General features: G+C 71.2%; 21 protein-coding genes and 1 riboswitch. Of the genes, 8 read left to right on the forward strand and 13 right to left on the reverse strand.

All coding sequences use genetic code 11. From position 1 onward, the window contains the following. The first annotated feature begins 182 nt into the window (after positions 1 to 182). Positions 183 to 581, forward strand: coding sequence for a PspC domain-containing protein (locus ACNI65_RS00455; RefSeq protein ID WP_416760592.1), 399 nt, complete (start codon positions 183 to 185; stop codon positions 579 to 581). 71 nt (positions 582 to 652) lie between these two features. Here the strand turns inward: ACNI65_RS00455 and ACNI65_RS00460 are convergent, their stop codons facing one another. Next, on the reverse strand, positions 653 to 1303 hold the full coding sequence (locus ACNI65_RS00460) for a class I SAM-dependent methyltransferase (RefSeq protein WP_416760593.1): 651 nt from the start codon (positions 1301 to 1303) through the stop codon (positions 653 to 655). A 107-nt stretch (positions 1304 to 1410) separates the two neighbouring features. Between ACNI65_RS00460 and ACNI65_RS00465 the strand changes: the two genes are divergently transcribed. The 3 genes from ACNI65_RS00465 to ACNI65_RS00475 all read left to right on the forward strand — a co-directional run bounded on the left by ACNI65_RS00465 (position 1411) and on the right by ACNI65_RS00475 (position 4670). After that, positions 1411 to 1980 carry a hypothetical protein gene (locus ACNI65_RS00465; protein WP_416760594.1) on the forward strand — a complete coding sequence of 190 codons (570 nt, stop codon included), beginning with the start codon at positions 1411 to 1413 and terminating at the stop codon, positions 1978 to 1980. Next, on the forward strand, positions 1977 to 4028 hold the full coding sequence (locus ACNI65_RS00470) for an alkaline phosphatase (protein WP_416760595.1): 2052 nt from the start codon (positions 1977 to 1979) through the stop codon (positions 4026 to 4028). The genes ACNI65_RS00465 and ACNI65_RS00470 overlap by 4 nt, the downstream gene beginning before the upstream one ends. Before the next feature lie 105 nt (positions 4029 to 4133). Then, the gene (locus ACNI65_RS00475) at positions 4134 to 4670 is read left to right on the forward strand and encodes a type II toxin-antitoxin system PemK/MazF family toxin (protein ID WP_416760596.1); all 537 of its coding nucleotides are present in this window, start codon (positions 4134 to 4136) and stop codon (positions 4668 to 4670) included. A gap of 184 nt (positions 4671 to 4854) precedes the next feature. Here ACNI65_RS00475 and ACNI65_RS00480 read toward each other — a convergent pair whose 3' ends face one another. The 8 genes from ACNI65_RS00480 to thiC all read right to left on the reverse strand — a co-directional run bounded on the left by ACNI65_RS00480 (position 4855) and on the right by thiC (position 15047). Beyond that, positions 4855 to 6249, reverse strand: a complete 1395-nt coding sequence (locus ACNI65_RS00480; protein WP_416760597.1) for an efflux transporter outer membrane subunit — start codon at positions 6247 to 6249, stop codon at positions 4855 to 4857. A gap of 59 nt (positions 6250 to 6308) precedes the next feature. Continuing rightward, the gene (locus ACNI65_RS00485; RefSeq protein WP_416763531.1) at positions 6309 to 7478 is read right to left on the reverse strand and encodes an HlyD family secretion protein; all 1170 of its coding nucleotides are present in this window, start codon (positions 7476 to 7478) and stop codon (positions 6309 to 6311) included. A 146-nt stretch (positions 7479 to 7624) separates the two neighbouring features. Further along, complete coding sequence (locus ACNI65_RS00490; protein WP_416760598.1) at positions 7625 to 9313, reverse strand: MFS transporter; 1689 nt, start codon at positions 9311 to 9313, stop codon at positions 7625 to 7627. 100 nt (positions 9314 to 9413) lie between these two features. Then, positions 9414 to 11084 carry a bifunctional hydroxymethylpyrimidine kinase/phosphomethylpyrimidine kinase gene (locus ACNI65_RS00495; RefSeq protein ID WP_416760599.1) on the reverse strand — a complete coding sequence of 557 codons (1671 nt, stop codon included), beginning with the start codon at positions 11082 to 11084 and terminating at the stop codon, positions 9414 to 9416. Continuing rightward, on the reverse strand, positions 11081 to 11887 hold the full coding sequence (locus ACNI65_RS00500) for a thiazole synthase (RefSeq protein WP_416760600.1): 807 nt from the start codon (positions 11885 to 11887) through the stop codon (positions 11081 to 11083). Before ACNI65_RS00500 ends, ACNI65_RS00495 begins: the two co-directional genes overlap by 4 nt. Position 11888: 1 nt before the next feature. Then, entirely contained in the window at positions 11889 to 12107 is a 219-nt protein-coding gene (gene thiS / locus ACNI65_RS00505; RefSeq protein WP_416760601.1) for a sulfur carrier protein ThiS, read from the reverse strand. Then, positions 12070 to 13164: an FAD-dependent oxidoreductase gene (locus ACNI65_RS00510; protein WP_416760602.1), complete on the reverse strand. Its 1095-nt coding sequence runs from the start codon at positions 13162 to 13164 to the stop codon at positions 12070 to 12072. The genes thiS and ACNI65_RS00510 overlap by 38 nt, the downstream gene beginning before the upstream one ends. A gap of 5 nt (positions 13165 to 13169) precedes the next feature. Beyond that, on the reverse strand, positions 13170 to 15047 hold the full coding sequence (gene thiC, locus ACNI65_RS00515) for a phosphomethylpyrimidine synthase ThiC (protein ID WP_416760603.1): 1878 nt from the start codon (positions 15045 to 15047) through the stop codon (positions 13170 to 13172). Positions 15048 to 15143: 96 nt separating this feature from the next. Then, positions 15144 to 15282, reverse strand: a riboswitch (TPP riboswitch). Positions 15283 to 15593: 311 nt separating this feature from the next. On the opposite strand from thiC, the gene ACNI65_RS00520 reads away from it, so the two are divergent. After that, positions 15594 to 16385 carry a TonB family protein gene (locus ACNI65_RS00520; protein ID WP_416760604.1) on the forward strand — a complete coding sequence of 264 codons (792 nt, stop codon included), beginning with the start codon at positions 15594 to 15596 and terminating at the stop codon, positions 16383 to 16385. Between the two features lie 34 nt (positions 16386 to 16419). On the opposite strand, the gene ACNI65_RS00525 is transcribed toward ACNI65_RS00520, so the two are convergent. Further along, positions 16420 to 17361 carry a LysR family transcriptional regulator gene (locus ACNI65_RS00525; protein ID WP_416760605.1) on the reverse strand — a complete coding sequence of 314 codons (942 nt, stop codon included), beginning with the start codon at positions 17359 to 17361 and terminating at the stop codon, positions 16420 to 16422. Between the two features lie 140 nt (positions 17362 to 17501). On the opposite strand from ACNI65_RS00525, the gene ACNI65_RS00530 reads away from it, so the two are divergent. From ACNI65_RS00530 to ACNI65_RS00540, 3 genes are all read left to right on the forward strand, one after another. Continuing rightward, positions 17502 to 18128, forward strand: coding sequence for an FMN-dependent NADH-azoreductase (locus ACNI65_RS00530; RefSeq protein WP_416760606.1), 627 nt, complete (start codon positions 17502 to 17504; stop codon positions 18126 to 18128). A gap of 21 nt (positions 18129 to 18149) precedes the next feature. Then, positions 18150 to 19022 carry a pirin family protein gene (locus ACNI65_RS00535; protein WP_416760607.1) on the forward strand — a complete coding sequence of 291 codons (873 nt, stop codon included), beginning with the start codon at positions 18150 to 18152 and terminating at the stop codon, positions 19020 to 19022. Positions 19023 to 19156: 134 nt separating this feature from the next. Further along, a complete protein-coding gene (locus tag ACNI65_RS00540; RefSeq protein WP_416760608.1) occupies positions 19157 to 22291 on the forward strand; it encodes a hypothetical protein in 3135 nt (1044 codons plus the stop codon). Here ACNI65_RS00540 and ACNI65_RS00545 read toward each other — a convergent pair. The 3 genes from ACNI65_RS00545 to ACNI65_RS00555 are packed head-to-tail and all read right to left on the reverse strand — an operon-like array spanning position 22275 to position 25986. Further along, complete coding sequence (locus tag ACNI65_RS00545; protein ID WP_416760609.1) at positions 22275 to 23240, reverse strand: pirin family protein; 966 nt, start codon at positions 23238 to 23240, stop codon at positions 22275 to 22277. The two genes, ACNI65_RS00540 and ACNI65_RS00545, sit on opposite strands and share 17 nt — an antisense overlap. After that, the gene (cueR, locus tag ACNI65_RS00550; protein WP_416760610.1) at positions 23237 to 23674 is read right to left on the reverse strand and encodes a Cu(I)-responsive transcriptional regulator; all 438 of its coding nucleotides are present in this window, start codon (positions 23672 to 23674) and stop codon (positions 23237 to 23239) included. The genes ACNI65_RS00545 and cueR overlap by 4 nt, the downstream gene beginning before the upstream one ends. Then, entirely contained in the window at positions 23671 to 25986 is a 2316-nt protein-coding gene (locus tag ACNI65_RS00555) for a heavy metal translocating P-type ATPase (RefSeq protein ID WP_416760611.1), read from the reverse strand. The genes cueR and ACNI65_RS00555 overlap by 4 nt, the downstream gene beginning before the upstream one ends. Between the last annotated feature and the right edge of the window lie 37 nt (positions 25987 to 26023).

A 26023-nucleotide genomic window follows, 5' to 3' on the forward strand; every position in this document is an offset into this window, starting at 1 on the left:
GGCGGGAATGCTAGTCCGCGACGCGCCGTCGGCACTGGGTGAAAACGCCCTGTCGCGCGTCATCCGCTCCGCATCGCGCCCACATGCAGCCGGTCGCACGCGGCTCGCCCGGAGCGAGGGGGCTGCGTAGTCTTCACCCCATCGCATCCCCGGATGCGCGACTTTCAGCAAAGGAGCCCCCCATGTCCGACAGCGAAGAACTCAGCCGCCTGGCCGATCTGCATCAACGCGGCATCCTCAGCGATGAGGAATTCGCCAAGGCCAAGGAGCGCGTGTTGAACGCGCAATCGCGGACCTCGTCCTCGAGCTCGTATGCCTATGCGTCCGGCCAAAACTATGGCCATAACTACGGCCATGGCCACGGCTACACGCCGGGCGGCGCGCCGGCGGTGAACGCGATCAACGGATTCCGTCGCAGCCGGGACGATCGCTGGATCGGAGGCGTGTGCGGCGGGCTGGGCCGGTTGAGCGGTCTGGCGCCGTGGTTCTGGCGCATCGTCTTCGTGGCGCTCACGACCTGCGCAGGCGGTGGCGTGCTGCTGTACCTGCTGCTGTGGATCTTCGTGCCGCAGGAGGATTGAGCGAGAGGCCCCGGTCGGACTCTCAACAGCGTTGAGAGAAATGCATCCGAAGGCCTTCTATCTACCGGGAGCTAGACGTATCCCCTCAACACATACGCGGAGGCGAGCCAGCGGCGCTCGACCTCCGCGTCGTTCATCCGGCCGGCCAGCAGTCGCCAGGGGCAGTCCAGGTTGTCCATGCGCACGATCGAATGCATCGCCGCGCCCAGCACGAAGCAGTTGCTCATCGGCAGCCACGGCGGCGCCCACACCAGCCCCGCGGCCACGATGCGCGCGCCGGGCTTGAGCATCGCGATCGCCCGTGTCAGGCCGACCTCGTCCTGCAGCACGTCGTGCGTGAAGAAGAACAGCGCGGCATCGGCGCGGCGCGTGCCCAGCGCCGATTCGTAGGGCGCGTCCTCGGCGGCGGCGGGCAGGAAATCGATCGGGGTGTCGAGATGCTCGGTACGCGCGCGCTGGCGGGCTTGGCGCATCATCGTCTCGCAGGGTTCCACCGCGACGATGCGCCCGGTGCGTCCCACCGCGCGGCTCAGGCCGGGCAGGCTCAGCCCGGTGCCCGCGCCGATGTCCAGCACGGTCTGGCCGGGCTGCAGATCGAGCGCCGCGATCGCCTCGCGGCGCAGCGGCGCCACGGGCATCAGCTCGTAGTCGTAGACCGGGGCGCGGCGCGCGTACAGCGCGTTCAAGGCGTGCCGCGCCGATCCTGGATCGTGCGTGTTCATGGGCTCCCTTTGCTGGCGGGCCAGCTTCGCGTGTGGCCGCGCGGGCTGTCAAGCAAGAAAAACGGGGCGTCACGCCACCGTCATGCCGCGCCGAAACAATCGCACCCATGTGCGTCGATCCCCGTCATGACTCCCCGTCCGCCACGAGCTCCGGAACGTTCTCCGGGACCTTCTCCGGAACGCTCAGCGCGGCCTTCCTCGCCGCGACCCTGGCGATCCTCCTGCCGCTGAGCCCGGCGACCGCCGCCGAGGCGGCCGTCCCCGCGCCCCCGTTGGAGCTCAAGTTCTCCCAGTTCTTCGAGTCGCCGATCGGCCCCGCCGGCCTGGCGCTGTCGGACACGCTGCGCGCCGCCGATGGCCGTCCGGTGCGTCTGGTCGGCTACATGGTGGCGCAGGAGCAGGCCCGACCCGGCCGCTTCTGGCTGACGCCGCGCCCGGTGCGAATGAGCGAGCACGCCGACGGCGAGGCCGATGACCTGCCCGCGGGCACCGTCACGGTGCTGCTGGATGCCGCGCAACGCGACCGATTGATCGCGCACCGCAACGGGCTGGTGAGCCTGACCGGCACGTTGTCGCTGGGGCGCGTCGAGGACGAGACCGGCCGCGTGTCCTGGATCCGCCTGCAGCTGCCGGCCGACGCGCTTTCCGATTCCCCCGAGTTGACTTCCTCCCGATGAAACCTCTGATCGCCTCCCTCGCCGGCGCCACCGCGCTGCTGGTCCTCAGCCCCGCGGCCCAGGCCGCGCCGACCGTGACCCGGCTGACGCCCCCCAGCGAGCTGTTCTCCAGCGGCCAGCCCGAACCCGTCATCGCGCGTTTCCTGCCCGGTCAGCGTTTCGACCTGCAGGCCACGATCAAGCCCGACGCCGGCCAGCGCATCACCGCGGCGCGTTTCCTCATCGACGGCAAACCGGTCGATGCGACCGTGGCGGTGCGCGACTGCGCCGCGGGCTGCGTCAAGGGCGTGAGCGCCGAGACCGCGATCGCCACGGTGCGCGCGGTGAGCCTGGAGAAGGCCGGCCGTCATGTGTTCAGCGTCGAGGCCACGCAGGCCGACGGGCAGAAGGTGTCCGCCACCGGCAACTTCGACGTGGTGCCCTTCACCGCGGCGATGGGCCCGAAGGTCAAGAACGTGATCATCCTGCTGGGCGACGGCATGGGCGCGGCGCAACGCACCGCGGCACGCATCGTCAAGGGCGGCTACGCGCAGGGCAAGGCGATCTCGCCGCTGGCGATGGACACCTTCCCCGCGACCGGCCTGGTGAAGACCGCCTCGCTGAACTCGGTGGTGACGGACTCGTCGCCGGGCATGACGTCCTATGTCTCGGGCAACAAGAACAACAACAATGAAGAAGGCGTCTTCCCCGACGACACCATCGAGCCCTTCGACAACCCGCGCATCGAATACCTGTCCGAGTATCTGCATCGCACGCAGGGCAAGGCGCTCGGCATCGTGACCACGGCGGATGTGTTCGATGCGACGCCAGCGGGCAACGCGGTGCACACCAGCAACCGCGGAGCGGGCACCGGCATCGTCGACCAGTTCTTCGATGACCGCTCGCGCACCGGGTTGACGGTGCTGCTGGGTGGCGGACGCAAGTGGTTCCTGCCGGCGGGCACGCCGGGCTCGGAGCGCGCGGACGGCAATGACTACGCGTTCAGCGCGACCGATCCGCACACCGCGGAGATCGTCAAGCGCTGGGGCGCCGCGCCGGGCGCGAAGGACAAGGGCCGCGACCTGATCAAGGAATTCCAGGACGCCGGATATCGCTATGCGCCGACCCGGACCGAGTTGGACGCGGCGACCGCCGGTGCCGGCGCGGACAAGCTGCTGGGGCTGTTCGCGTTCTCCAACATGAACGTGGCGCTGGACAAGATCGATGGGCGTCGCGGGAAGAAGCAGGGTCTGGCCGGCGGCAGCGTGGTCGACGATTACGGCTTCCCCGACCAGCCGATGCTCGACGAGATGGCCAAGGCGGCGATCGCGACGCTGAAGAAGCAGTCCAAGGGCTTCGTGCTGATGATCGAGGGCGCCTCGATCGACAAGCAGGCGCACAACATGGACAGCGAGCGCTGGATGCTGGACACGATCGAGTTCGACCGGGCGGTGCAGGTCGCGCAGGATTTCGCGCGTGAGAACGGCGACACGCTGGTGATCGTGACCGCGGACCACGAGTGCTCGGGCGCGGCGCTGATCGGCGGCTCGATGCTGACGGATCAGGCGCTGCTGGACGCGGCGGCCAAGAAAGGCGCGGCCAACCTCCGCGACAAGGTCGTCGGCGTGTACGAGAAGGCGGGCTTCCCGCGTTATCGACTCGCTGCTGACGGCTATCCGCAAGCAACGGACATCGACTACCGCCTGCTGGTGGGTTATGGCGCGAATGCGGACCGCTACGAGGACTGGCGCACGAACCAGACGCCGCTGCGCGACTCGCAGCAGCCGATGGTCAAGGGTGAGCCGCTGAAGTGGTATCCGGCGAACGCCGCGGAGCGCGACGACGCGCAAGGCGAGTTCCTGGTGACGGGCCAGGTGCCGGGCGAGCAGGCGGTGCACACGGCGACGGACATTCCGCTGTCGGCGTTCGGCCCGGGCGCGCTGGCGTTCACCGGCCTGATCGACAACACGGACGTGTTCTTCAAGCTGGCGCAAGCCGCGGTGAAGGGTCCGGTCGCCCCGGCTGATGCGTCGGGTGCGAAGCGGCCGGCGAAGGTGGCGAGGAAGTAAACGGCATCGACCTTCGATGATCCGAAGAGAGGCCCTGCGGGGCCTCTCGGCATTTCATCCCCCATCGGGGTTGTCCGGGAGTGGGGACAAGCCCCCGCAGGGACGATGTTCACAGCGGGCGCCGTTCGCAACACTGCGTCGCTTTGCTCTCTTGAGAGGAAGGCATGTCGATCACGATTTCGCCTAAGGTGGGGCAAGTGCTTCTGTGCAACTTCGGGCAGTTCCCGCGCGCTGAACCGCATCCTCGGGGTCGCCCCAGACTTCGACCGGCGAATCCCGCCCGAGATGGTGAAGCGGCGACTGGTCGTCGTGCTCAACGGACGCCTGAGTCGACACTCCTGCATCGTCGTCCCCTTGTCCAGTTCGCTCGATCAGTCGAAATCGGCTGCTGGCGTTCATGTAGCCCTCGCGGCGGACGACATCTGCCCGCTGATTCATTTCACGCCGTGCCTGCGCTGGGCCAAGGCCGACTGCGTTCAGACGGTCAGCAACCTCCGGTTGCAACTTCCCATGGATGAAGAGGGTCCTGTGGAATGGCATCTGACGCCCGCGCGTGTCGAGCTCATTCAGCGCGCGGTCATCAAGGCGTTGAACGCTGGGGTCCTATTGGTAGCGCCAGAAGAACACAAGCTGCCCAAATGAGGCATGCAACGCCAAGAAGAGGCATCTTGAGAGCGACCTCGCCCGCAGGCAGAATCCGTCTTGCCCCTTGAGGCCATTTCTTTTCTTCCAGCCCTTCGGGGATTCATCTGGAAACCCGCCCTTAGAGGCCATTGGAAGCCCGGTCGCAAGACCGGGCTTCTCCGTTTCCGCGGTCGCGCTCGCGCTAGGGCGCGGCGGATGCGCGCCATCCACCGCCCAAGGCTCGCACCAGGGCCAACCGGTTCTCCAGCTCGCTCTGCCGGATGCGGATCAGGTCGTTGTCCTGCGCGAAGAGGTTGCGCTGCGCATCGAGCTCCTCCAGATAGCCCGCATAACCGGCCTCATAGCGGTCGTGCGCGTACTGCAGCGATCGCGCCAGCACCTCGCGGCGCTCCTGCGAGAAACGCCGTTGCCGGTCCAGCCGTTCGATGCCGGCCAACGCGTTCTCGACCTCCGTCAGCGCCGTCAGCACGCGGCCTCGATAGGTGAACGCCGCCTGGTCGCGCTGCGCCGTCGCGGTGTCGAATTGCGCGCGCAGCCGGCCTGCGTCGAACAGCGGCGCGAGCACGCTGCCGCCGAGGCTCCAGACCCGGAGCGGGTCGTAGTCCAACGCGGCGACGTACAGCTTGCCCGCCGTCGCGCTGAACTGGATCTGCGGCATGAAGGCCGCGCGACGCGATGCCAGCGTTGCGTCGCTCGCCGCCAGCGTCAGCGCCGCCTGCGCCAGGTCCGGCCGTCGCTCCAGCAGCGCCGAGGGCAACACCACCGGCGGCAGCGGCAGGTCCAGGTCCTCGAATCGACGACCGCGCGGCATGTCCCCCGGCGGCTGACCGGTGAGTTGCGCCAGCGCGTTCTCTTGGCGCCGGATCGCCAGCTCCAGCGACGGCACCTGCTGCGCGACCGAGGCGTACTCGGCTTGTGCCTGCGTCAGCTGCAGCTGCGAGATGTAGCCCGTGCGCGCCTGGTCCTGCGCGAGGCGCAGCGCCTCGGCCCGCGAGTCCAGCGTGCGCTTGGACAGCGACAGCTGCGATTCCAGCGCGAGCAGCGCGATGTAGGACTGCACCGTCGTCGCCGCGATGCTGAGCGCAGCCCCGTCGCGGTCGGCCTCGCTGGCCGCCACGCGCAGCCGCGCCGCGCGGGTGAGCGCGCCCAGCCGGTCCCAGAGGTCGAGCTCCCAAGAGGCCGACAGGCCCGGCTGAACGATGTGCGACTCCGAGATGCCGGTCGCCTGCAGCGAGCGCGATCCCTGCACCGCGAGCGTCGCGTTCAGCTGCGGTCCTTCCGCGGACCGGCTCGCGGCGAGCGCCGCACGCGCTTCGTCCAGCCGCGCACCCGCCAGCAACAGGTCGTTGTTGCGCGAGAGCGCGCGCTCGACAAGTCCATCCAGCACCGGGTCGCCGAAGTCGCGCCACCACTCGGCGCGCTGCGCCGTTGCGGGCGCTGATGCCGCCGGCACGGGCGATGACGCGGCGGACGCGGTCGACACCGGCTGCTCGCGCCAGGCGCCTGGCGGATCGATGCGGGACGCTTCCGGCGGCGCCCGAAGCGCCGGCGCGCAGCCCGTGGCGATCAACGTCATGAGGCCCGTCATGAGGGACGTCGCGAAGGACCTCGCGATCGCGCGTCTCACCGCCCGTCTCATCGCGAGGCTCCCGAGCCCGCAGAGGTCGAAGATGTCGAAGAGGTCGAAGAGGTCGAAGAGGTCGAAGAGGCCGCGGAGGCCGAGGTCTCCACCGTCACCACGACCGACATCCCGGGCCGCAGGCGGTCCGCACCGGGCTGGCCGGCATCCAGCGCGATGCGCACCGGCAGGCGCTGCACGACCTTCGTGAAGTTGCCGGTGGCGTTGTCGGCCTTGAGCACGGCGAACTCGGACCCGGTCGCGGGCGCGAGCTGCTGCACGTGGCCGGTGAATCGCAGGCCCTTGAGCGCGTCGGCCTTCAGGCTCGCGGGTTGACCGACCCGCATGCGTCCGGTCTGTGTTTCCTTGAAGTTCGCGACGATCCAGAGCTGCCTCGGCACGAGGAACAGCAGCTGCGATCCCGCGCTGACGTACTGGCCCAGGCGCACCGAGACCTCGCTGACCTGCCCCTGCGCGGGCGCACGCACGACGGTGTTGGACAGGTTGATGCGCGCGGTGGCCAGCTGCGCCTCCGCCGCTTGCACCTGCGCGTTCAGTCCGCCCTTGCTGACGCGCGTGGCCTTGATGCGTTCCTCGCCGATGCGGATGTCGGCCCGCGCCTTCTCCACGTTGGCGCTGGCGAGCCGGTTGCTCGCCCGCACGCGATCGCGCTCGTTGAGCGAGACCGATCCGCGGCCCGCGAGGTCCTCCACGCGCGCCAGTTCCGCGTTGGAGCGCGCCAGCTCGCCCTCGGATGAGGCCAGCGTCGCGCGAGACGCCGCGAGCGTCGCCTGGTTCTGCGCCTGCGTCTGATCGAAGTTGTCGAACTGCGCCGCGGCGTTGGCGCGTTGGGCCTCGGCCTGCGCCACGGCCGCCGCGTAGAGCCGATCGTCGATGCGCACCAGCGGCTGACCGGCCTCCACCGTCTCGAAGTCCTTGACCAGCACCTCGACGACGTAGCCGTTGACCTGCGGCGACAGCACCGTCACCGCGCCGCGCACGTAGGCGTTGTCGGTGGTCTCGTTGCTCGTGTCGAAGGGTCCGAGTTCCCAGGCCCGCATCACCAGCGTCACGCCGACCACCGCCACCACGGCCATCGCCACGATCGCGGTGGTCGAGGCCTTCAGGTACTTGGGCGGCGGCTCCGGCGGCGGGGCGCTCGGGGGAAGCGGCGGCGCGGGCGGCATCGGTGGGGCCACTGGAGAGGGAGCAGCCGTCGTCACCGGCGGCGCGCGTCCCGCACCTTCGCCGTCGGCGGGCAGCGGGAGGTCGGCACCCGCCGTGCTGGCGGCGGACGGGGCGAGGTTGGGCGGAGTCGGCGCGTTGCTCATGGTCATGCGGGCGGTGGCTGGGCCGAGGCGGCGGAGGCGGAAGGCGACGCGCGGCGCTCGGCAAGGCGTTTGGTCAGCGCGGTGCGGGTCAGCAGCGCGAGCAGCCACACGAGGAAGGCGATCGCCGTGACGGCGCTGAACATGAAGACGTCGTTGTACGCGCGGACGTTGGATTCCCGTCTGGCCGCGGCCGCGAGCTGCGCCGTGCCCTGCGCGGCGCGCAACACCGGATCGCTGATCACGCCGCCCAGCGCGGCCGTCTGCTGCGCGATCCGCGTTGCGACCATCGGATCGGTGCGGTCCATCGTCGCGACGAGCGACGCGGAGAACTCGTGCTCGCGGTACAGCTGGTAGGTGTTGAGCACCGCCGATCCCAGCACCCCGCCCAGCGTCTGCGTGATCGAGAACATCACCGAGAAGGTCACCATGTAGGCGGGCCCGTTCTTGAGCGCCTGTCCGATGCCGATCAGCATCAGCGGACCCATGAACATGCCGGCGCCCACCGAGAGCAGGAACTGGCTGAGGTAGAAGTCCTGCGGGCGGTCGAGGCTGGTGCGGTGATGGTCCATCAGGCCGGCGATCGCGAAGAGCACGATGGACAGCAGGATCTGCGGCACCAATGTCTTGGGCGTGAAGCTGAGCGAGCACGCGACAATGCCCAGCACCATGCCGGCGAGCACGACCGCGAACAGCGGCTGCAGCTGATCCGGCCCCATGCCTTGCGAGCGCAGGAAGCTCACGGCGCCGACGGCCTGTTCCGCGGTCAGGAAGCGCAGGATGACGCCGCCGATGACGAAGCGCAGGGTCGCGCCGTTGGCGAACCAGCGGGTCTGCAGGAGCGGGTTGGCGCGGTGGTGTTCGACCAGCACGGCCGACGCGATCAGCACCAGCGCAGCGATGAGCAGCCAGCCCAGCCAGGGGGTGTCCAGCCACCAGTGCAGGTAGCCCTGGACCAGCACCGCGCAGATCATCGCGACCGCGGGCGCCATGAGGAAGAAGGTGAGGAAGTCCAGCGGCTCGAAGACCTTGATCTGCACGCCGGGTGGCAGCTTGAGGACGACGACGGCGGCGAAGCTGCACAGGGCGAGGCCGGCTTCGAAGAGATAGAGGTTGTGCCAGGAGCCGCCGCCCTGGTCGAGCAGGGCGGGCGAGACCACCCAGGCCAGCGGCGCGGCGAGCTGGCCGATGCCCACGCCGATGACCATCATCTTGCCGGTGTGGGTGCGGGGCATGCTCTGCAGCATGTAGAGCAGGCAGAGCGTGGAGCAGGCGGCGCCGGCCAGGCCGCTGGCGGCGCGCACGATGAGCGTCGTGGCGAAGCTGCCCACGGCGAGGTGGAGCAGCGTGAGGACGGCGTAGACACCCAGGCCGATCTCGGCGAACCAGCGCATGCCGAACTGCTGACGGCACTTGAAGACGAGCAGGTTGGCGGTGACGTTGACCATCACGTACGCGGCGGAGATCCACGCGCCCTCGGACGGGGTGAGGCCGAGCTGTCCCTGCAGGACGGGCAGGTTGGCGGTGACGAGGCCGTTGCCGAGGGCGCCGGTGATGCCGACGAGGATGGCGACGAGGGCATAGGCGAGGCGCCGCCATGGCGGATGCCACGGCATGGAGGGCGACCCCGGCATGCTGGGCTTCTCATGCTCCTGCCAGTCGGGGACGGGCGTCAGGTACTGAGGCGTGGCCACGGCGAAACGCTGCTCCTGTTCCCGCAAGGATGACTCCGCGCGTGCCCGCCGGGGGGCAGGGGTTGCACGGATGGTCAGCCTCAATGCTCCGCGCAGGTGCTCAGCCCAACCTACCCGTCGTCACCATCTCCTCCGCTGCCCGCACCAGGCACATCGCGGACGCCCCGGCCGCGAGACCGGCTCGCCACTGGCGATCCTCCAGCACCCCGCCGATGCCCACCACCGGCGTTCCCGCCATGCGCGACCACCAGCGCAATTGCGCCAGCCCCTGCTGCAGCCACGGCATGTCCTTGGTCGTCGTCGACCACAAGGGCCCGCAGGCGATGTAGTCCGGCGCCAGGCCGCGCGCCCGGCACAGCTCCCACAGGCTGTGGCTGGACACACCCAGCCGGACCCCGTGCCGCGCGCGACGCTGCTGCAGGTCCTCTCGATCCGCCGACTCGAGACCCGCCCAGTCCTCCTGACCCAGGTGCAGCGCGCGCGCGCCTTCATCGATGGCCAGCCGCCAGTGGTCGTTGATCCACAGCGTCGCCGAACGCCCCGCCATGTCGCGCACCGCCTCGCGAATGGCCGCTCGCAACGCCTCCTCGTCGCGATCGGGCGACGCCTTCACGCGCAGCTGCACATGCGCGAAATGACCGCTCAGCGCCATCGCCGACACGCGCTCGGCGCGTTCGGTGATCGCGTAGAGCCCCGTGGCGAAGGGCATCGGGCGGCGCGAGCCGGGCCAGAGGACCTCGCGCCAGCGCGATACGGTCGCCGCGTCCGGCGTCGTCTCGTCGTCGAATCCCATGACCGGCATCGCGCGAGGATCCTCCACGAAGTGCCGGTCGGGCCGCAGCGGACCCGCCCCGGCACCCGCCGCATGGCCGTCCCGCAGCGCCGACCACGTCAGCATCTTGGCCAGCACCACCGCGTCCGGCACCGCGAAGCCGCGCGCCAGCGCGCTTGCCGCCGCGGTCGCGAACGTGCAGCCGCTGCCGTGGTGCGACGGCGGCCGTCCCGCGGTTCCCGCCAGTCGCGGCAATGCGATCCAGCCGGTCGCCTGCGGGCTGTCGAGCCAGTCCATCGCCAGGCCGTCGCGCTGCGACGCGTCGTCGCCGCCGGTGACGCACACCGCCTGCGCGCCCAGCCCGCGCAACATCGCCGCGAGCTCGGGCACCGGCAACTGCCCCGGCGCCACGCCCAGCAGACGTTCCGCCTCGCGGCGGTTCGGCGTGATCAGCGCCGCGCGCGGCAGCAGCTGATGTCGATAGGCGCCCAGCAGCGCGTCATCGCAGAAGGCCGCGCCGCCCGCGCTCGCGCCCAGCACCGGATCGACCACCAGCAGCGCGTCGGCGAGTTGCGCGAGCAGCGTGTCCGCCGTCGCGGCGCTGGCCAGCAGGCCGGTCTTGACGACACGCGCCGGCAGATCCTGGCGCAGCGCGCTCAGCTGCGCGCGCACCTGCGCCGTCGCCACCGGGAACACGCCGGTCACGCCCAGCGAGTGCTGCGCCGTCACCGCCGCGACCACCGTGCACAGGTGCACGCCCATCGCGGCGGCGGCGCGCGTGTCGGCGCTCAGGCCGGCGCCACCGCCGCTGTCGGTGCCGGCGACGCTCCAGATGACGGGCGGCTCGGGATCCTCGGTCCACGGCGGCAGCACCGCGAGGTCGGGATCGGCCGGCAGCGCCCATGGCGAGGGCAGGCTCGGGTGCGGCACCAGCGGCGAGGGCAAGCCCGCTGCCGGCGACTCGCGCCGATCGACGGCCGTCATCTCACGCGCGCTCATGCGTCCCCCAGCACGAACGCATGACCACCGACCGGCGTGCTCGCGACCGCGAAGGCCTGCGGCGCCATCAGCCCGGCACGCCAGGCCATTCGTCCGGCGTCTACCGCGTCGCGGAAGGCCGCCGCCATCGCCACCGGGTCGCCGGCCTGCGCGACCGCGCTGTTGAGCAGCACCGCGTCGAAGCCCAGCTCCAGCGCGCGCGCCGCCTGCGAGGGCGCCCCGAGGCCGGCATCGATCACCAGCACCGTGTCGGGCAAGCGCTCGCGCAGCGTGCGCAACCCATGCAGGTTGAGCAGCCCCTGGCCCGAGCCGATCGGCGCGCCCCAGGGCATCAGCAGCGGGCAGCCCGCATCGAGCAGCCGCCGGCCCAGGATCAGGTCCTCGGTGCAGTACGGGAAGACGACGAAACCCTCGCGCGCGAGCTCGGCCGCCGCGGCCACCAGCTCGAACGGATCGGGCTGCAGCGTGTGGTCATCGCCGATGACCTCGAGCTTGATCCACGCGGTGCCGTAGAGCTCGCGCGCCATGTGGGCGAGCTGCACCGCCTCGCGCGCGCTGCGGCATCCCGCGGTGTTGGGCAGCAGGCGCGCGCCTTGCGCGCGGCCGATGGCCAGCGCCTGCGCCAGCGCGCCGTTGTCGCCGGCCTGCAGCGTGCGCTTGAGGCCCACGGTGATCACCTGCGTGGCGGAGGCCCGGATCGCCTCGCCCAGCGCCACGGGGCTGGGATAACCGGCGGTGCCCAGGAACAGCCGGCTCTCGAGCGCGACGCCGTCGATGAGCAGCGGATCGGGAATGGCGCTCATGTCAGCCTCCGACGATCGGTTGGAAGAACAGGACGACGTCGCCATCGCGCAGCGCGGTGGCGGCGCGCGCGTCGCGCGGCACGAAACGGCCGTTCAGCGCGGTGGCCACGGCGACGGGCTCGCGGTGCTCGGCGTCGAGCAACTGCGCCAGGGTCGCGCCCGCGGGCAGCGACACGGCGCGCTCATCCAGCCGCACGGTGATCGAGGGCAGGGCATTCATGGGGGTTCTCCTCGGGAAGGAAGTCGGCCAGGTCGATGAGGCGCGCAAGGCCCGCCTCCGCGAGCAGCCGCTCGACGAGTGCCGGTGCCAGCAGCCAGCCATGGCGGTACAGACCGTTGAGCCGCAGCAAGCCGGGCTCGTGGTGGGTGAACGGGAGGTTGTCCGGCAGCGCGGGGCGCAGGTGGCGGTCCAGCCTCAGGATGCGGGCCTCCGACAACGCCGGCAGCACGCTCTGCGCCGCGGCCATCAGCTCGACCGCCGATCGCAGCGACATCGGGCTGCGGTCCTCGCTCTCGATCTCGCTGGCGCCGACGACGATCTCCTCGTCGGTGCGCGGCACGAGATAGACGCGATGACGCGGATGCAGCAGGCGCACCGGGCGGTGCAGGCCGTGCCCGGGCAGCGAGAGCGTGACGATCTCGCCGCGCACGCCGCGCAGCGGCAGCGGCGGACGCGCGCCCAGACCGCGCGTGTCGACGGCCCAGTCGCCTTGCCACCTGCGCCCATCGATGAAGTGCAGCTCACCGGGCAGCACCTGGTCGACCACGCACGACCAGTGCCAGCGCACCGACGCCGCGCCGTCATGCAGCGCGGCCATCGTGGCGACGGGCGAGATCAGGCCTTCACGCGGCAGCAGCCAGCCGCGCAGGCCCGGCGCGAGCATCGGCTCCAGCGCGCGCAGCGCCGAGGCATCGAGCGGCTGGGCGCCCGGCATGCGCGCGAGCGAGCGCTGCGCCGCGCCCAGGTCCGCGCGATGAGAGAGCAGCAGGCTGCCGTCGACACGCAGCGGTACTGTGCCCGGCAACGCGGCCACGATGCCCGGCCACAAGCTCAGCGACCGCCAGCCCAGCGCCGCGATCGCGGGACCGCCCTGCTCCTGCTCGGCGAGCGGGCTCAGCATGCCCGCCGCGCTGAACGCGGCCGCGCCCGACGCATCGAACGCGGGCCGCGGACCGGACGACGCGTCGAAGACCTCGACGCGATGCCCGGCGCGCGCCAGCGCCCACGCGATCAGCCGGCCGGCCAGGCCGGCGCCGGCGATGGCGATCGAGGCCATCGCGCTCAGGCCTGGCGGATCGGGATGTAGAGCTCGCCGCCACCGGCGAGGAACTCCGCGCTCTTCTCCTTCATCCCGTCGCGGCTCGCCGTGTCGGCCTCCAGCTGCGCGCTGTACTCGCGCACGTCCTGCGTGATCTTCATCGAGCAGAACTTGGGCCCGCACATCGAGCAGAAGTGCGCCACCTTGGCGCTGTCCTTGGGCAGGGTCTCGTCGTGGAACTCGCGCGCCGTCTCCGGATCGAGACCGAGGTTGAACTGGTCCTCCCAGCGGAACTCGAAACGTGCCTTGGACAGCGCGTCGTCACGCGCGCGGGCCGCCGGATGGCCCTTGGCGATGTCGGCCGCATGCGCGGCGATCTTGTAGGCCATCAGCCCCTGCTTGACGTCGTCCCGATCGGGCAGGCCCAGGTGTTCCTTGGGCGTGACGTAGCAGAGCATCGCGCAGCCGAACCAGCCGATCATGGCCGCGCCGATGCCGCTGGTGATGTGGTCGTAGCCCGGGGCGATATCGGTGGTCAGCGGGCCCAGCGTGTAGAACGGCGCCTCGTCGCAGTGCTTGAGCTGCTCGGTCATGTTGGCCTGGATCATGTGCATGGGCACATGGCCGGGGCCTTCGATCATGGTCTGCACGTCGTGCTTCCACGCGATCTTCGTGAGCTCGCCCAGCGTGCGCAGCTCGGCGAACTGCGCCTCGTCGTTGGCGTCGGCCAGCGAGCCCGGCCGCAGTCCGTCGCCCAGCGAGAAGCTGACGTCGTACGCCTTCATGATCTCGCAGATCTCCTCGAAGTGCGTGTACAGGAAGTTCTCGCGGTGATGCGCGATGCACCACTTGGCCAGGATCGAGCCGCCGCGCGACACGATGCCGGTGCGGCGCTTGACCGTCATCGGCACGAAGGGCAGGCGCACGCCCGCGTGGATGGTGAAGTAGTCGACGCCCTGCTCGGCCTGCTCGATCAGCGTGTCGCGGAAGAGCGCCCAGGTCAGCTCCTCGGCCACGCCGCCGACCTTCTCCAGCGCCTGGTAGATCGGCACGGTGCCGATGGGCACGGGGCTGTTGCGCAGGATCCAGTCGCGCGTGGTGTGGATGCTGCGACCGGTGGACAGGTCCATCACCGTGTCGGCGCCCCAGCGCGTGGCCCACACGAGCTTCTCGACCTCCTCCTCGATGCCGGAGCTCACCGCCGAGTTGCCGATGTTGGCGTTGACCTTGACGAGGAAGTTGCGGCCGATGGCCATCGGCTCCACTTCCGGATGGTTGATGTTGGCCGGGATGATCGCGCGGCCGCGGGCGACCTCGTCGCGCACGAACTCGGGCGTGATGATCCCGGGGATCCGCGCGCCCAGGCCCTGGCCGATCAGGCGCTGCTCGCGCTCGCTGTCGGCGAGGTACTCGTGCATCCACGCGCGGCGGCCGTTCTCGCGGATGGCGACGTACTCCATCTCCGCCGTGACGATGCCGCGGCGCGCGTAATGCATCTGCGAGACGTTGGTGCCCGACTTCGCGCGGCGCGGCGTGCGCGTGAGCGCGGCACTCTGCGCGCGCAGCGCGTCCTGCTGGGCGGCCTCGCGCAGACCGTCGTCGAAGAGCTGGATCGGGCGGCCGGTGTAGGACTCGGTGTCGCCGCGCGCGGCGATCCACTCGGCGCGGGTGGCGGGCAGGCCGCGTCGCACGTCGGTCGCGACGGCGGGGTCGGTGTAGGGGCCGGAGGTGTCGTAGACGGCGATGCGCTCGCCGTTGGTCAGCGCGATCTGGCGCAGCGGCACGCGCAGCTGCGGATGCAGCACGCCGGATTCATGCGTCTTGGTCGACGCGGGCAGCGGCGCGCGGCTGGCGGCGAGCCGGGCGTGGAAGTCGTCGGCGGACGGGGTCAGGTCGGTCATCGGGGTCTCCGGTTGGGCGCCGGAGGCTGGACCGATGAGGACGGACGAGCGTTGGGGAAGGGGCCCTTCGGGTGCCTTCGGGCACGAGGCCGGGAAGGGGGAAGGGCGGGCTCTTCTTACGCCGGTACGAACCGGATCAAGTTCAGCGGGTCCACGGCTTCATCGCCATGTCTCAGCCCGTGCGACCCGACACGCCTCGCGCGTCGAGCCGCCCAGGGCACCCCGGAGCAGGCGCGCAGTATAGGCCCGGGCCCGGGCCCGTGGCGGTCGATCCCGTTCGTGAATTCGTCGACGCAACCCCGATGTCCAGGCACATCGCGGGTACTGTTACAGCTCGATTCCGGGGAAACACCGAGTAAGGGGCCACCCGATGACTTCTTACACTGCGGCGCTCATGCCGGGGCGCGAAAACCAACAGCAACATCAGCAGACAAGACCGGCGTTGTCTCCAAAAGAGAGCAACCAGCGCAATCGAGAGAGGGTGGAGTGATGAGCAGCCGTAGTCTCCTGAGCGTCCGACGCCGTGGCCTGGCCCTGTGCCAGGTCTTGAGCCTGTCCCTGGTCGCGATGGCCGCGCAGGCGCAGACGACGACGTCCGCCGCGCCGGCCGATCCCAAGGCGGCCGCGATGAGCGACGTCGACCGCGCCAAGCGCGATGCCGACAAGGTGTTCCAGTGGATCCGCTTCCACGCCGAGAAGGGCGAGAAGAAGGCGCCCGAGAAGGCCCCCGAGAAACACGAGGCCAAGGTCGAGCCCAAGCCCGCGCTGAAGCAGGTGTCCGCGCCGGCGCCGGCAACGCGCCGGCCGGAACTCGATCCCGCCGCCGAACGAGCGATGGCCGCGCGCAACGCCGCGCAGGACGCGCCCGTGGTGGCCGCCGCGCCGACGACCTCGCCCGCGCCGATCGGCCAGGGCGGTCAAGGCGGTGTCGGCGCGGGCGGCACGCCCTCGACCATCGCCCCGACCGTGGCGCCGCCCACGACGCAGCCCGCTCCGATGTCCGACACCGTGTCGCCGCAGGCGATGGCCGCGCCCGCGACCACCGCGTCCGCCGGCAAGACCCCGCCGCCCGAGCCCGATGACGAGCCCGCGCAACTGCAGCTGCTGCGCAAGGTCGATCCCGAATACCCGCGCGCGCTGCTGCAGCAGCAGCGCGCAGGCTCGGTGCTCGTGCAGTTCATCGTGCAGCCCGACGGCCGCACCGACGCCGTGCAGGCGCTGCGCTCGCCGGACCGCAAGCTCAGCGCCGCGGCCGTGAAGGCCGTCCAGCAATGGAAGTTCGCGCCCATCACCACGGCGCGTCAGGTCAGCGTGGAGATCGGCTTCCAGGTCGATTGACCGAGCGCGCCGGCGACGTGTCGTCCCCGGCGCCTCACATCCCGTACATCGCCGCCTGATCGAAGGGCGAGAGCTCCGCGGCCATCGCGTCCAGGAAGAGCCGCGTGCGCAGCGGCATCAGCCGGCGCTGCGGGAACACCGCCCAGCAGGTCGAGGGCTCCGCGCACCACGCGGGCAGCACCCGCACCAGCTCGCCCCGGTCCACGAAGGCCTGCGCGTACTGGTTGCCGACCCAGGTGATGCCCAGACCCGCGCGCGCCATCTGCAGCAGCATGTCCGGCGCGTTGACCAGCGTGCGGCTCTCCGGCACGCCCACCCATTCCTGACGCTGGTCGGCCTGGCCGTCGACGATGCCGAACAGCCGCCACGGCAGCGGCTCGCCCGCCCGGCTCAGGATCATCAGCCCGTGCATGCTCAGCAGCCCCTCGGGGAGTTGCGGCTCGCCATGGCGCTCCAGATAGGCCGGCGACGCGTACAGGCCGCTGCTGAACATCGCCATGCGCCGCGCCGCGAGCTGGCTGTCCGGCGGCAGCTGGCCCATGCGCACCGCGATGTCGAAACCCTCGGCGATCAGATCCACCCGGCGCGGTGAGAGGTCCAGCTCCAGTTGCACCTCGGGGTAGTCGCCGACGAAGCGGCTCAGCATCGGCGTCAGCATCTGGTGCGCGAAGTCCGCCGGCATGGATACCCGCAAGCGGCCCGTCGGCCGCTGCTGCCGGTGCAGCGCCAGCGCGAGCGCGCCGTCCACTTCGCCCGCCAGCACCCGCGCGTGTTCCAGCACGCCCTGGCCGAACTCGGTCAGCGTCAGCCGCCGCGTGCTGCGCTGGAGCAGCTTCTCGCCCAGACGTTCCTCCAGCGCCGCGATCCGGCGCGACACCGTGGATTTGGGCAACTGCAGGCGCTCCGCGGCGCGGCTGAAGCTGCCGCTTTCGATCACGCGGGCAAAGACCAGCAGGTCGTCGGCGTCAAGACTCATGGCGGGCTCAGCGATTGTTCTTTGAATGGAACAATCTTATCCATTCTTGGGTATTCCGGTGCGCAGGGGCGATCAATACAGTTCATCCCATGCCCTCACACCCCGGCTGATGCAGCCGAACTGTCCCGGAGAAACGCACCATGAACATCCTGCAAATCAACTCCAGCGCCCGCCGTCTGCATGAAGGCCAGGGTTCGGTCTCGACGCTGCTGGCCAACGAGGTCGTGCAGCAACTCGTCGAGCGCAACCCCGGCGCCAAGACCGTGGTCCATGACCTGGCCGTGCGCCCGCTGCCCCCGATGGACGAAGCGACGCTGGGCGCGCTGTTCACGCCGGCCGACAACCGCAACCAGGCGCAAGCCGACCGCGTGGCCTTCAACGACCAGCTGATCGCCGAGCTGCAGGCCGCCGACGTGATCGTGCTGACCGCCCCGATGATCAATTTCGGCGTGCCCTCGCAGCTGAAGAACTGGATCGACGCGGTCGCCCGCGCCGGCGTGACCTTCAGCTACGGCGCCAACGGCCCGGTCGGCCTGGTCACCGGCAAGCAGGTGATCGTGGTGAGCTCGCGCGGTGGCGTGCATCGCGGCCAGCCGACCGACAACATCGTGCCCTACCTGCAGGTGACGCTGGGCTTCCTCGGCATGACCGATGTGAAGTTCGTGCTGGCCGAGGGCCTGAACATGGGCGAGGAAGCCGCGGCCAAGGGCCTGGCCGGCGCCCGTGAGGAAATCGCCGCGCTGTTCGGCGAAACCCAGACTGTCTGAGCAATCAAGAAAGGATCCATCATGACCGCCGCCACCCCTGCCACCCTTCTTCGGACGCCCCGCCAGGTCGAGCGCCTGGTGCAGGGCAGGGCCACCAGCGACGGCGCGGGCGTCAAGTTGACGCGCGTGCTGACGCAGGACCTGCAGCGGCGCCTGGATCCCTTCCTGATGCTGGACGCCTTCGGCACCGACCAGGCCGAGGACTACATCGCCGGTTTCCCCGACCATCCGCACCGCGGTTTCGAGACCGTGACCTACATGCTCGACGGTCAGATGCGCCATCGCGACTCGGCCGGCAATGAAGGCCTGCTCGGTCCCGGCGGCGTGCAGTGGATGACCGCGGGCCGCGGGGTGATCCACTCCGAGCTGCCCGAGCAGCAGGAGGGCCGGATGGAAGGCTTCCAGCTGTGGCTGAACCTGCCGGGCCGCGACAAGATGCGCGACCCCTGGTACCGCGACATCGCCAGCGCCGAGATCCCGGAGCTGACCCTGCCCGGCGCCACGGTGCGTGTCATCGCCGGCGAGAGCCATGGCGTGGCCGGCGCGGTGCAGCGCGAGGCCACGGTGCCGACCTACCTGGACGTGCATCTCGAGCCCGGTGCGAGCTTCGAGCAGGCGCTGCCCGAATCGCACAACGCGTTCGTGTACGTCTATCGCGGCGCGTTGCGCTTCGACACCGGTTGCCTGGTGCCGACCGGCCGCATGGCGATCCTGGCCAACACGGCGGGATCGGATGGCGTGCGGCTGACCGCGTCGGAGGACGGCGCCCGCGTGATCCTGATCGCCGGGCAACCGCTGGGCGAGCCGATCGCGCAGTACGGACCGTTCGTGATGAACACGGAAGGTGAGCTGCTCCAGGCGGTGCGCGACTTCCAGGCCGGCAAGTTCGCTTGAGGCCGGCGGCTGGCTGAAGTCCGCCAGCGTTTCCCCGGGGAGCGCTGGCGGCGCCCCCGCAGGGCACGGAAATGCGCCATGCCGCGCGCACGGGCGCGGCGCAACCAAGCGGACTTCGCTCCCGGGTCCGCCGCATGCCGTCCTTCCGCCCTGCTCCCGCACCCCTCGCCCCGGGCGGTGACCCCGGCTTCGATCCGCATTTCGGCTTCTCGCCGGGGGCGGATCCGATCGGGCGCTCCCCCGACGGCGAGGCGTTCACGCAGGCGGCCGCGAACGGCGGCGCGGCGGGGCTCGCGGACACCTGCGCGGCGCTGGCCCGGGCGATCGGCACGCTGGGCGTGCCGGAGGCGCGGATCCTCGGCGAACTCGCGTCGCGAACGCGGGATGCGAATGACCCGCTCTCGGACGTCGATCGCCGGACCTTCCTGGGCGGCGAGGGCGCGACCTTGCTGGACCAACTGGTGCGGCTCGTGTCCGGTGAAGGCATCGACGCCCGTCTGCGTCGCGACGCGCTGAGACAGGCCGCGCAGGCCATGGACCTGTGCGTCACAGGCTGCCGCGCGGGTCTGCGCGAGGCGGTGCATGTGCTGTGCTGCTCGAACGGTGGCGCGACGCGGTCCGCCACGCGACGACGCGCCGAGCTGACCCGTCAGGTGCTGCAGGACGTGGCGCGGGCCACGATCGGCCGAGACCCGGCGGAGGACGGCCGCCGGCTGGTGTCCTTCGAGGCGCATTACGTCACCGCGCTCGAGCAGCGACTGGGACTGCCGGCCGCGCAGGCCTCGCCGCCCGATCGATTCTTCGACGCTGGCCGACTGGAGGCGCCCATCGTGGCCCGTGCCGAGGCGGACTTGCGCGCTCACGTGACGCCAGCCGCGGTGGCGCTCTCGCTCGCCGAGGAAGCCCTGGAGCGCCTGCGTGATTGGCTGTCGGCGCAGGGCGTGGACCCCGCGCGCTTGTCGCGGATGACGCCGGACCAGCGAAGCGCCATGGACACGGAGATCGAGTCCATCGAGCGATCGCTGGGTCCGGTGGATCGCTGGACGCTTTTCGAGACCCAGGACGACGGGGCCGCGCTCGATGACTTCGGCTTGATCGCGCATCCGATGCGCCTGGCCGTGCAGGTGATGCTGAACCTGATGCGCGACGGCGCGGTGCCGTCGGGCGAGATCGGCGTGCTGATGCGCTGGCCCGGCGTGGTGGGCGAACGGGACGCGTGCCGGCTCTGCCACCTGACGGAGGGGCTCTGGTGGCTCCAGACCGGGGACCGCCCCGGGTTCGATGCCGGCGAGATGACGCCGGTCGGCGCGCGCCAGTTGCGGGACCTGGACCAGCTTGCCTCCCGCGTGCCGCTCAACGGGGCGCAGCGCGCGGGACTGGCGCGGATGGCCCTCCTGCAGGGCGACGACTCGGCCCTGTTCTGGGTGACGCCGCGCTGGCTGGAGACGCCGGAGCTGACCCGCTGCTGGTGGCGGCGCATGGGATCGGATCGTTGCCACGCGTGGCTCGGCGCCCATCGGGTCAGCCGGTTGCCGGATGCGCTACGACATCGGCTGATCGACGCCGCCGACGAGGCGGATGACTCGCACGCGTTCGCCCGCCTGCTGCCGACGTCCGACGGCGCGGCGGCCTCGGCGTGGATCGCCTGCGACGGCACCGAGGCCGTCATGGCCGCGGCGCGCGGCGGCGATCTCCGTCGGTTGCGCCGATGGGGCAGCCTGCTGATCGTGGCCGCGCCCGCGATGACGGCCCGCCAGCGCGGGCAAGCGCTGATGGCGCGCGACGACGACGGGTGCGCGGCGATGACCGCGGCCATGGGCGCGCCCGGCGGCGCGGAGGTCGTGCGAGAGCTCCTGTCGACGGCGCTCGTCGTGCACCGCCAGGGCGGACCGGTGCATCCGCCGCTGGTGAAGATCCTCGCCAAGGGTCGGAACGCCGCGTTCAGCGCGATCGGCAGCGCGCTCGCCCATGGACGGAGCGATGCCTTGATGGCCTTTTTCTCGCTCGTCAAGGACGCCCATCAGCGTGGGGCGTTGGACGCGCGGGACCTGCGCGAGCTGCTCCTGAACGCCAATGGCGAAGAAGGAGACCGGGCGGACGACGGGTTCACCCTGGCCATGCGCGACGACCTGCACGAGGTGGTGCGGGTCTGGACGGGCGCGCTCCTCGAGATGGCGCGCAGGCAGGTGCTGACCGCCGACGAACTGATCGATGGCCTGAAGGTGCATCGCCAGGACGGGTCCGGCGTCTATCACGAGGCGATGCGACAGGGTTCAGCGCAGGCGGCCGCGGTCTATCGGGGGGCCCTACGCGATGCGCGGCGAGCCCGCCTGTTGTCTCGCGAGCAGGTCGGCCTGCTCCTGCTCGGGCGTGGGGGCGAGCCGCATGCGCTCTCGCTGGCGGCGGCCGCCGGCCACACCCGCTGCGTCCGGGAGCACCTCGAGGAGGAGCTGGACATGCTGGATCCCGCTGGCGCCCGCGACGCCGAGGCCGAGGAACTCCGGCTGTGGTGCCGGCGCGGCGGTCATGCCGCGATCGGCGCGGCGATGCGCGCGGGGCAGATCGAAGCGGTGCGCGTCCTGACCTTGGAGGCGCTCGACCTGCAGCGCCTGGGCTGGAAGAAGGCCCTGTTCCCGTCGTTCGAGGGTCTGCTGGCCGAGGAGCCTGCGATCCGCGCCGCGGTGACGGCCGGTCATCGCGAGGCCGCGGGGATCTGGATGGCCGCGCTGGCGACCGCGGTGAGGGAAGGCCTGGTGAATCGGCGGGACATGCTGTCCCTGCTCGCCGCGAAACTCGGCGGGGGCGCGCGCCTGCTCGACACCGCGGTGTTGACGGTGGATCCGGAGGCATTGGGCCCGTTGCTCGCCGGCATCGGCGGCGCGGTCCGGCACGCCGGCCTGGGTTCGGCCGACCTCATGCGGCTTCTGGGGCCGCGCCGGCGTTGGTGCTCGCCGCTGGTCGCGGCGCTGCGAGCCGACAGGGCCGAGGCGGTGCGCCACTTCGGAACGGGCCTGCTGCGCCTGCATGACGACGGCACGCTGGCCGCAGCTGATCTGCACCGGCTGCTGGCCTTGCGCGGCGGGACCCGATGGCCCTGGTCCAGCGGTCCTCGCCTGACGCCCGAGGCCGGAGCGCCGCGACCCGAGGCCGCGATCACCGCCTACCTCGAGCTGCTCGAGGAGGCGGTCCGCCGGGGCGCGGTGCCAGCCGCCGAGTCCCGCCGCTGGGCGCAGGCGTGGGAAGGGGCGAGGCCTAACGGGGCGTCTTGAGCGGCGGCACCACCGGTGCCAGCAGGCGCGGCCCATCGAACCCCGACACCGCGCCGAATCGTCCGCCGTCCTCGCGGCTGTTCCACTCCTCGGCGTAGGTCTGCATCTCCTCGCGGTTGCGGCCCACGAAGTTCCAGAACAGCAGCACCGGCTCGCCGAAGGGCGGGCCGCCCAGCAGCAGCGCGCGGCTCTTGCCGCCGCCCGAGAGCAGCTTCAGCGACTGCGCGCCCGGCGCGATGTAGAGCAGCTCGCCGGGCTGGCTCGCGCCGGTGGACTCGCCGTCCAGCGTCACCGACAACTCGCCCTCCAGGACCATCAGCCCGTACTCGTGATCGGGATGCAGTGCCAGCGTCGCCTCGGCCGCGCGCGCGGCGCTGAGGTCCACGCCCAGCAGCGGCGTGTGGCTGGGCACGGGCGAGCGATGTCCGTTGAACTCGCCGACCAGCAGCGTGGTGTCGAAGCCGCCGGTGGTGAAGGTCGGCAGGTCCGGGAAGTGCTCGAAGGCCGGCTCGCGATGGCGCACCGCATCGGGCAACGCGATCCACAGCTGCGCGAGCTGGATCCGGTCGGACTGCGATTCCTCGGTGTGGCTGATGCCGCGGCCCGCGGTCATGAGGTTGACCTGGCCGGGACGCAGCATCTGCACCGAGCCCAGGCTGTCGCGGTGCAGCACCTCGCCCTCGATCATCCAGCTGAAGGTCTGCAGCCCGGTGTGCGGATGCGGGCCGACGCGCATGGCGGTCTGGGGCGTCAGGTCGGCCGGGCCGGCGTGGTCGAGGAAGCACCACGCGCCGATCATGCGGCGCTTGGGGGTCGGCACCGCGCGACGGATCGTCAGACCGCCGACGTCACCGAGGTGCGCCGCGATGCGCTCCCAGCGGGCGGGAACGGGATCGGTGTGAAGGCCATTGGCGCCGTTCGGGCCGGCGGGATCGTGGGGAAGGCTCATGGCGTGGCTCCTTGCGAGAGGTCGTCGAGGATGGGGCAGTCGGGCCGATCATCGCCGTGGCAGCAGCGGGCGAGCTCGGCCAGCGCGCGGCGCATGGCCTGCATCTCGGCCATGCGGCGGTCGAGGTCGGCGATGTGGGACTCGGCGATGCGCTTGACCTGGCCGCTGGCCCGGCGGCGGTTCTGCCAGAGCTTGAGCAGCTCGGCGATCTCCGCCATCGAGAAGCCCAGGTCGCGCGCGCGGCGGATGAAGCGCAGCGTGTGCACCTCCTTCTCGCCGTAGAGCCGGTAGCCGGACTCGGTGCGCGGCACCGGCGGCAGCAGGCCCAGCGATTCGTAATGGCGCAGCATCTTGGGCGACACGCCCGAGCGCTCGGCCGCCTGGCCGATGGTCAGCGGCGCCGCGGCCACGGCGCTGTCGTTCATCGCGGTCATCGCGGTCCCTTCCAGCGTTTGAGCAGCAGCGCGTTGCCCAGCACCGAGACGCTGGACAGCGCCATCGCCGCGCCCGCGATCACCGGGCTGAGCAGCCCCATCGCCGCGAGCGGCACGCCCAGCAGGTTGTAGATGAAGGCCCAGAACAGGTTCTGACGGATCTTGGCGACCGTCGCGCGCGACAGCGCGATCGCCTGCGCGACCAGCCGCGGATCGCCGCGCATCAGCGTGATGCCGGCGGCCTCCATCGCCACGTCCGTGCCGCCGCCCATGGCCAGGCCGACGTCGGCGGCGGCGAGCGCGGGCGCGTCGTTGATGCCGTCGCCGACCATCGCCACGTGCGTGCCCGCGGCGCGGAGCTCGGCGACGATGCGCGCCTTGTCCTCGGGCAGCAGCTCGGCGCGGACCTCGTCCAGGCCGAGCGCGTCAGCGGCCGCGCGCGCGGCCGCGGCGTTGTCGCCGCTGAGCATCAGCGTGCGCAGTCCCAGCGCCTTCAGCTCGGCGATGGCCGCCGCCGAGGTCGCCTTCGCGCGATCGCCGAAGGCCAGCATCGCCAGCAGCACGGGCGGGGCGGTGCCTGGGGCATCGTCGGCGACGAGCCACGACAACGTGCGGCCTTGGGCCATCGCGGCCTCCGCGTCAGCGCGCAGCGGCGTGAGGTCCACGCCGAGTTCTTCCATCCATCGCTGACTGCCGAGCCGCAGCGAGCGGGCCTGGACCTGGCCCTCGATGCCTCGGCCCGCCACGGCGCGCACGCCGGTGGCTGCCACCGAGGGGCGCCACGAGCCCTCACCCCCCGCCCTCTTCCGCTCCGCGGGCGAGGGGGCTTCCTGGCGCTTCAGTTCGTGCTGGGTGGCGGCGTCGCGCACGGCGCGCGCCAGCGGGTGTTCGCTGTTCTGCTGCAGCGCGGCCGCGAGTGCCAGCCCCTCGGCCTCGTCCTGTCCCGGCGCGGCGATGAAATCGGTCAGCCGCGGCTTGCCCTCGGTCAGCGTGCCGGTCTTGTCGAAGACGACGAGCTCGACGCGCCGCGCCTGTTCCAGCGCCTGCGCGTCCTTGATCAGCAGCCCGTGGCGCGCGGCCACGCCGGTGCCCACCATGATCGCGGCCGGTGTCGCCAGGCCCAGCGCACAGGGGCAGGCGATGACGAGCACCGCCACCGCGTGGATCACCGCGCGTTCCCAGTCGCCCGAGGACAGGCCCCAGCCCAGCAGCGTGATCGCCGCGATCACCAGCACCGCCGGCACGAACACCGCGCTGACCTGATCGACCAGGCGCTGGATCGGCGCCTTGTGCGCCTGCGCGGACTCGACCAGCCGCACGATGCGCGACAGCGTGGATTCCGCGCCGAGCGCGGTGACCTCCACCAGCAGCAGGCCGTCCCCGTTGACCGCGCCGCCGATGACGCGGTCGCCCGCAGCCTTGTCGACGGGCAGGCTCTCGCCGCTGATCAGCGATTCATCGACCTGGCTGCGGCCCTCGCGGATGCGGCCGTCGGCGGGCACGCGCTCACCGGGGCTAATGACCATCAGGTCGCGCAGCCGCAGCTGGGCCAGCGGCAGCTCGAGCTCCGCCTGCTGCCCGGGCGGGCCGCGGCGCACGCGCGCCCGTTCGGGCCGCAGCTCCTTGAGCGCCGCGATCGCGCTCAGCGTCTGGCGCTTGGCGCGGCCTTCGAGCCACTTGCCCAGCAGCACCAGCGTGATCACCGCGGCGGAGGACTCGAAGTAGAGCGCGTGGCTCATCGGCCCCTGGCGCCAGAGCTCGTAGACGCTCAAGCCGTAGGCGGCGCTGGTGCCCAGCGCGACGAGCAGGTCCATGTTGCCGGCCCGGTCGCGCAGCGCGGCCCAGCCGGCCCGATAGAAGCGCGCGCCCAGCCAGAACTGGACCGGCGTGGCCAACGCGAGCTGCCACCACCCCGACAACATCCCGTGCGCGCCCCAGAGCAGGCCGATCATCGGCGCGACCAGCGGCAAGGTCAGCAACGCGGCGGTCAGCACGGGCCAGCCGGTGGCGGACCAGGGCGGTGGCGGGGGCGGCGTGTCGTCCTCGGCCACCAGCGCGCGGGCCTCGTAGCCGGCCTTGGTGATCGCGGCGATCAGCGCCTGCGCGTCAACGCCGGGTTGCATCCGCACGGTCGCCGTTTCCAGCGCGAGGTTGACCTCGGCCTCGTCGACGCCGGGCACCTTGCGCAAGGCGCGCTCGACGCGGTTGACGCAGCTCGCGCAGGTCATGCCGGTGACGGCGAGTTGCAGCTCATCGGACGCGGAGGCGGACGCGAGCGCGGACGGGGAGGCTGGAGCGGTGGTGGTGTTCATGGCCGAAGTCTCAAGCTTGCCATGATGGGAAGGTCAA

This window comes from Roseateles sp. So40a, from assembly GCF_048081605.1.
In the GTDB taxonomy this organism is placed as follows: Bacteria; Pseudomonadota; Gammaproteobacteria; order Burkholderiales; family Burkholderiaceae_C; genus Roseateles.

Bases quoted from the DNA above. Each gene is read 5' to 3' on its own strand.
- ACNI65_RS00455 (WP_416760592.1), top strand. From the start codon at position 183: ATGTCCGACAGCGAAGAACTCAGCCGCCTGGCCGATCTGCATCAACGC.
- ACNI65_RS00460 (WP_416760593.1), bottom strand. From the start codon at position 1,303: ATGAACACGCACGATCCAGGATCGGCGCGGCACGCCTTGAACGCGCTG.
- ACNI65_RS00465 (WP_416760594.1), top strand. From the start codon at position 1,411: ATGTGCGTCGATCCCCGTCATGACTCCCCGTCCGCCACGAGCTCCGGA.
- ACNI65_RS00470 (WP_416760595.1), top strand. From the start codon at position 1,977: ATGAAACCTCTGATCGCCTCCCTCGCCGGCGCCACCGCGCTGCTGGTC.
- ACNI65_RS00475 (WP_416760596.1), top strand. From the start codon at position 4,134: ATGTTCACAGCGGGCGCCGTTCGCAACACTGCGTCGCTTTGCTCTCTT.
- ACNI65_RS00480 (WP_416760597.1), bottom strand. From the start codon at position 6,249: ATGACGTTGATCGCCACGGGCTGCGCGCCGGCGCTTCGGGCGCCGCCG.
- ACNI65_RS00485 (WP_416763531.1), bottom strand. From the start codon at position 7,478: ATGCCGCCCGCGCCGCCGCTTCCCCCGAGCGCCCCGCCGCCGGAGCCG.
- ACNI65_RS00495 (WP_416760599.1), bottom strand. From the start codon at position 11,084: ATGAGCGCGCGTGAGATGACGGCCGTCGATCGGCGCGAGTCGCCGGCA.
- ACNI65_RS00500 (WP_416760600.1), bottom strand. From the start codon at position 11,887: ATGAGCGCCATTCCCGATCCGCTGCTCATCGACGGCGTCGCGCTCGAG.
- thiS (WP_416760601.1), bottom strand. From the start codon at position 12,107: ATGAATGCCCTGCCCTCGATCACCGTGCGGCTGGATGAGCGCGCCGTG.
- ACNI65_RS00510 (WP_416760602.1), bottom strand. From the start codon at position 13,164: ATGGCCTCGATCGCCATCGCCGGCGCCGGCCTGGCCGGCCGGCTGATC.
- thiC (WP_416760603.1), bottom strand. From the start codon at position 15,047: ATGACCGACCTGACCCCGTCCGCCGACGACTTCCACGCCCGGCTCGCC.
- ACNI65_RS00525 (WP_416760605.1), bottom strand. From the start codon at position 17,361: ATGAGTCTTGACGCCGACGACCTGCTGGTCTTTGCCCGCGTGATCGAA.
- ACNI65_RS00530 (WP_416760606.1), top strand. From the start codon at position 17,502: ATGAACATCCTGCAAATCAACTCCAGCGCCCGCCGTCTGCATGAAGGC.
- ACNI65_RS00535 (WP_416760607.1), top strand. From the start codon at position 18,150: ATGACCGCCGCCACCCCTGCCACCCTTCTTCGGACGCCCCGCCAGGTC.
- ACNI65_RS00540 (WP_416760608.1), top strand. From the start codon at position 19,157: ATGCCGTCCTTCCGCCCTGCTCCCGCACCCCTCGCCCCGGGCGGTGAC.
- ACNI65_RS00545 (WP_416760609.1), bottom strand. From the start codon at position 23,240: ATGAGCCTTCCCCACGATCCCGCCGGCCCGAACGGCGCCAATGGCCTT.
- cueR (WP_416760610.1), bottom strand. From the start codon at position 23,674: ATGACCGCGATGAACGACAGCGCCGTGGCCGCGGCGCCGCTGACCATC.
- ACNI65_RS00555 (WP_416760611.1), bottom strand. From the start codon at position 25,986: ATGAACACCACCACCGCTCCAGCCTCCCCGTCCGCGCTCGCGTCCGCC.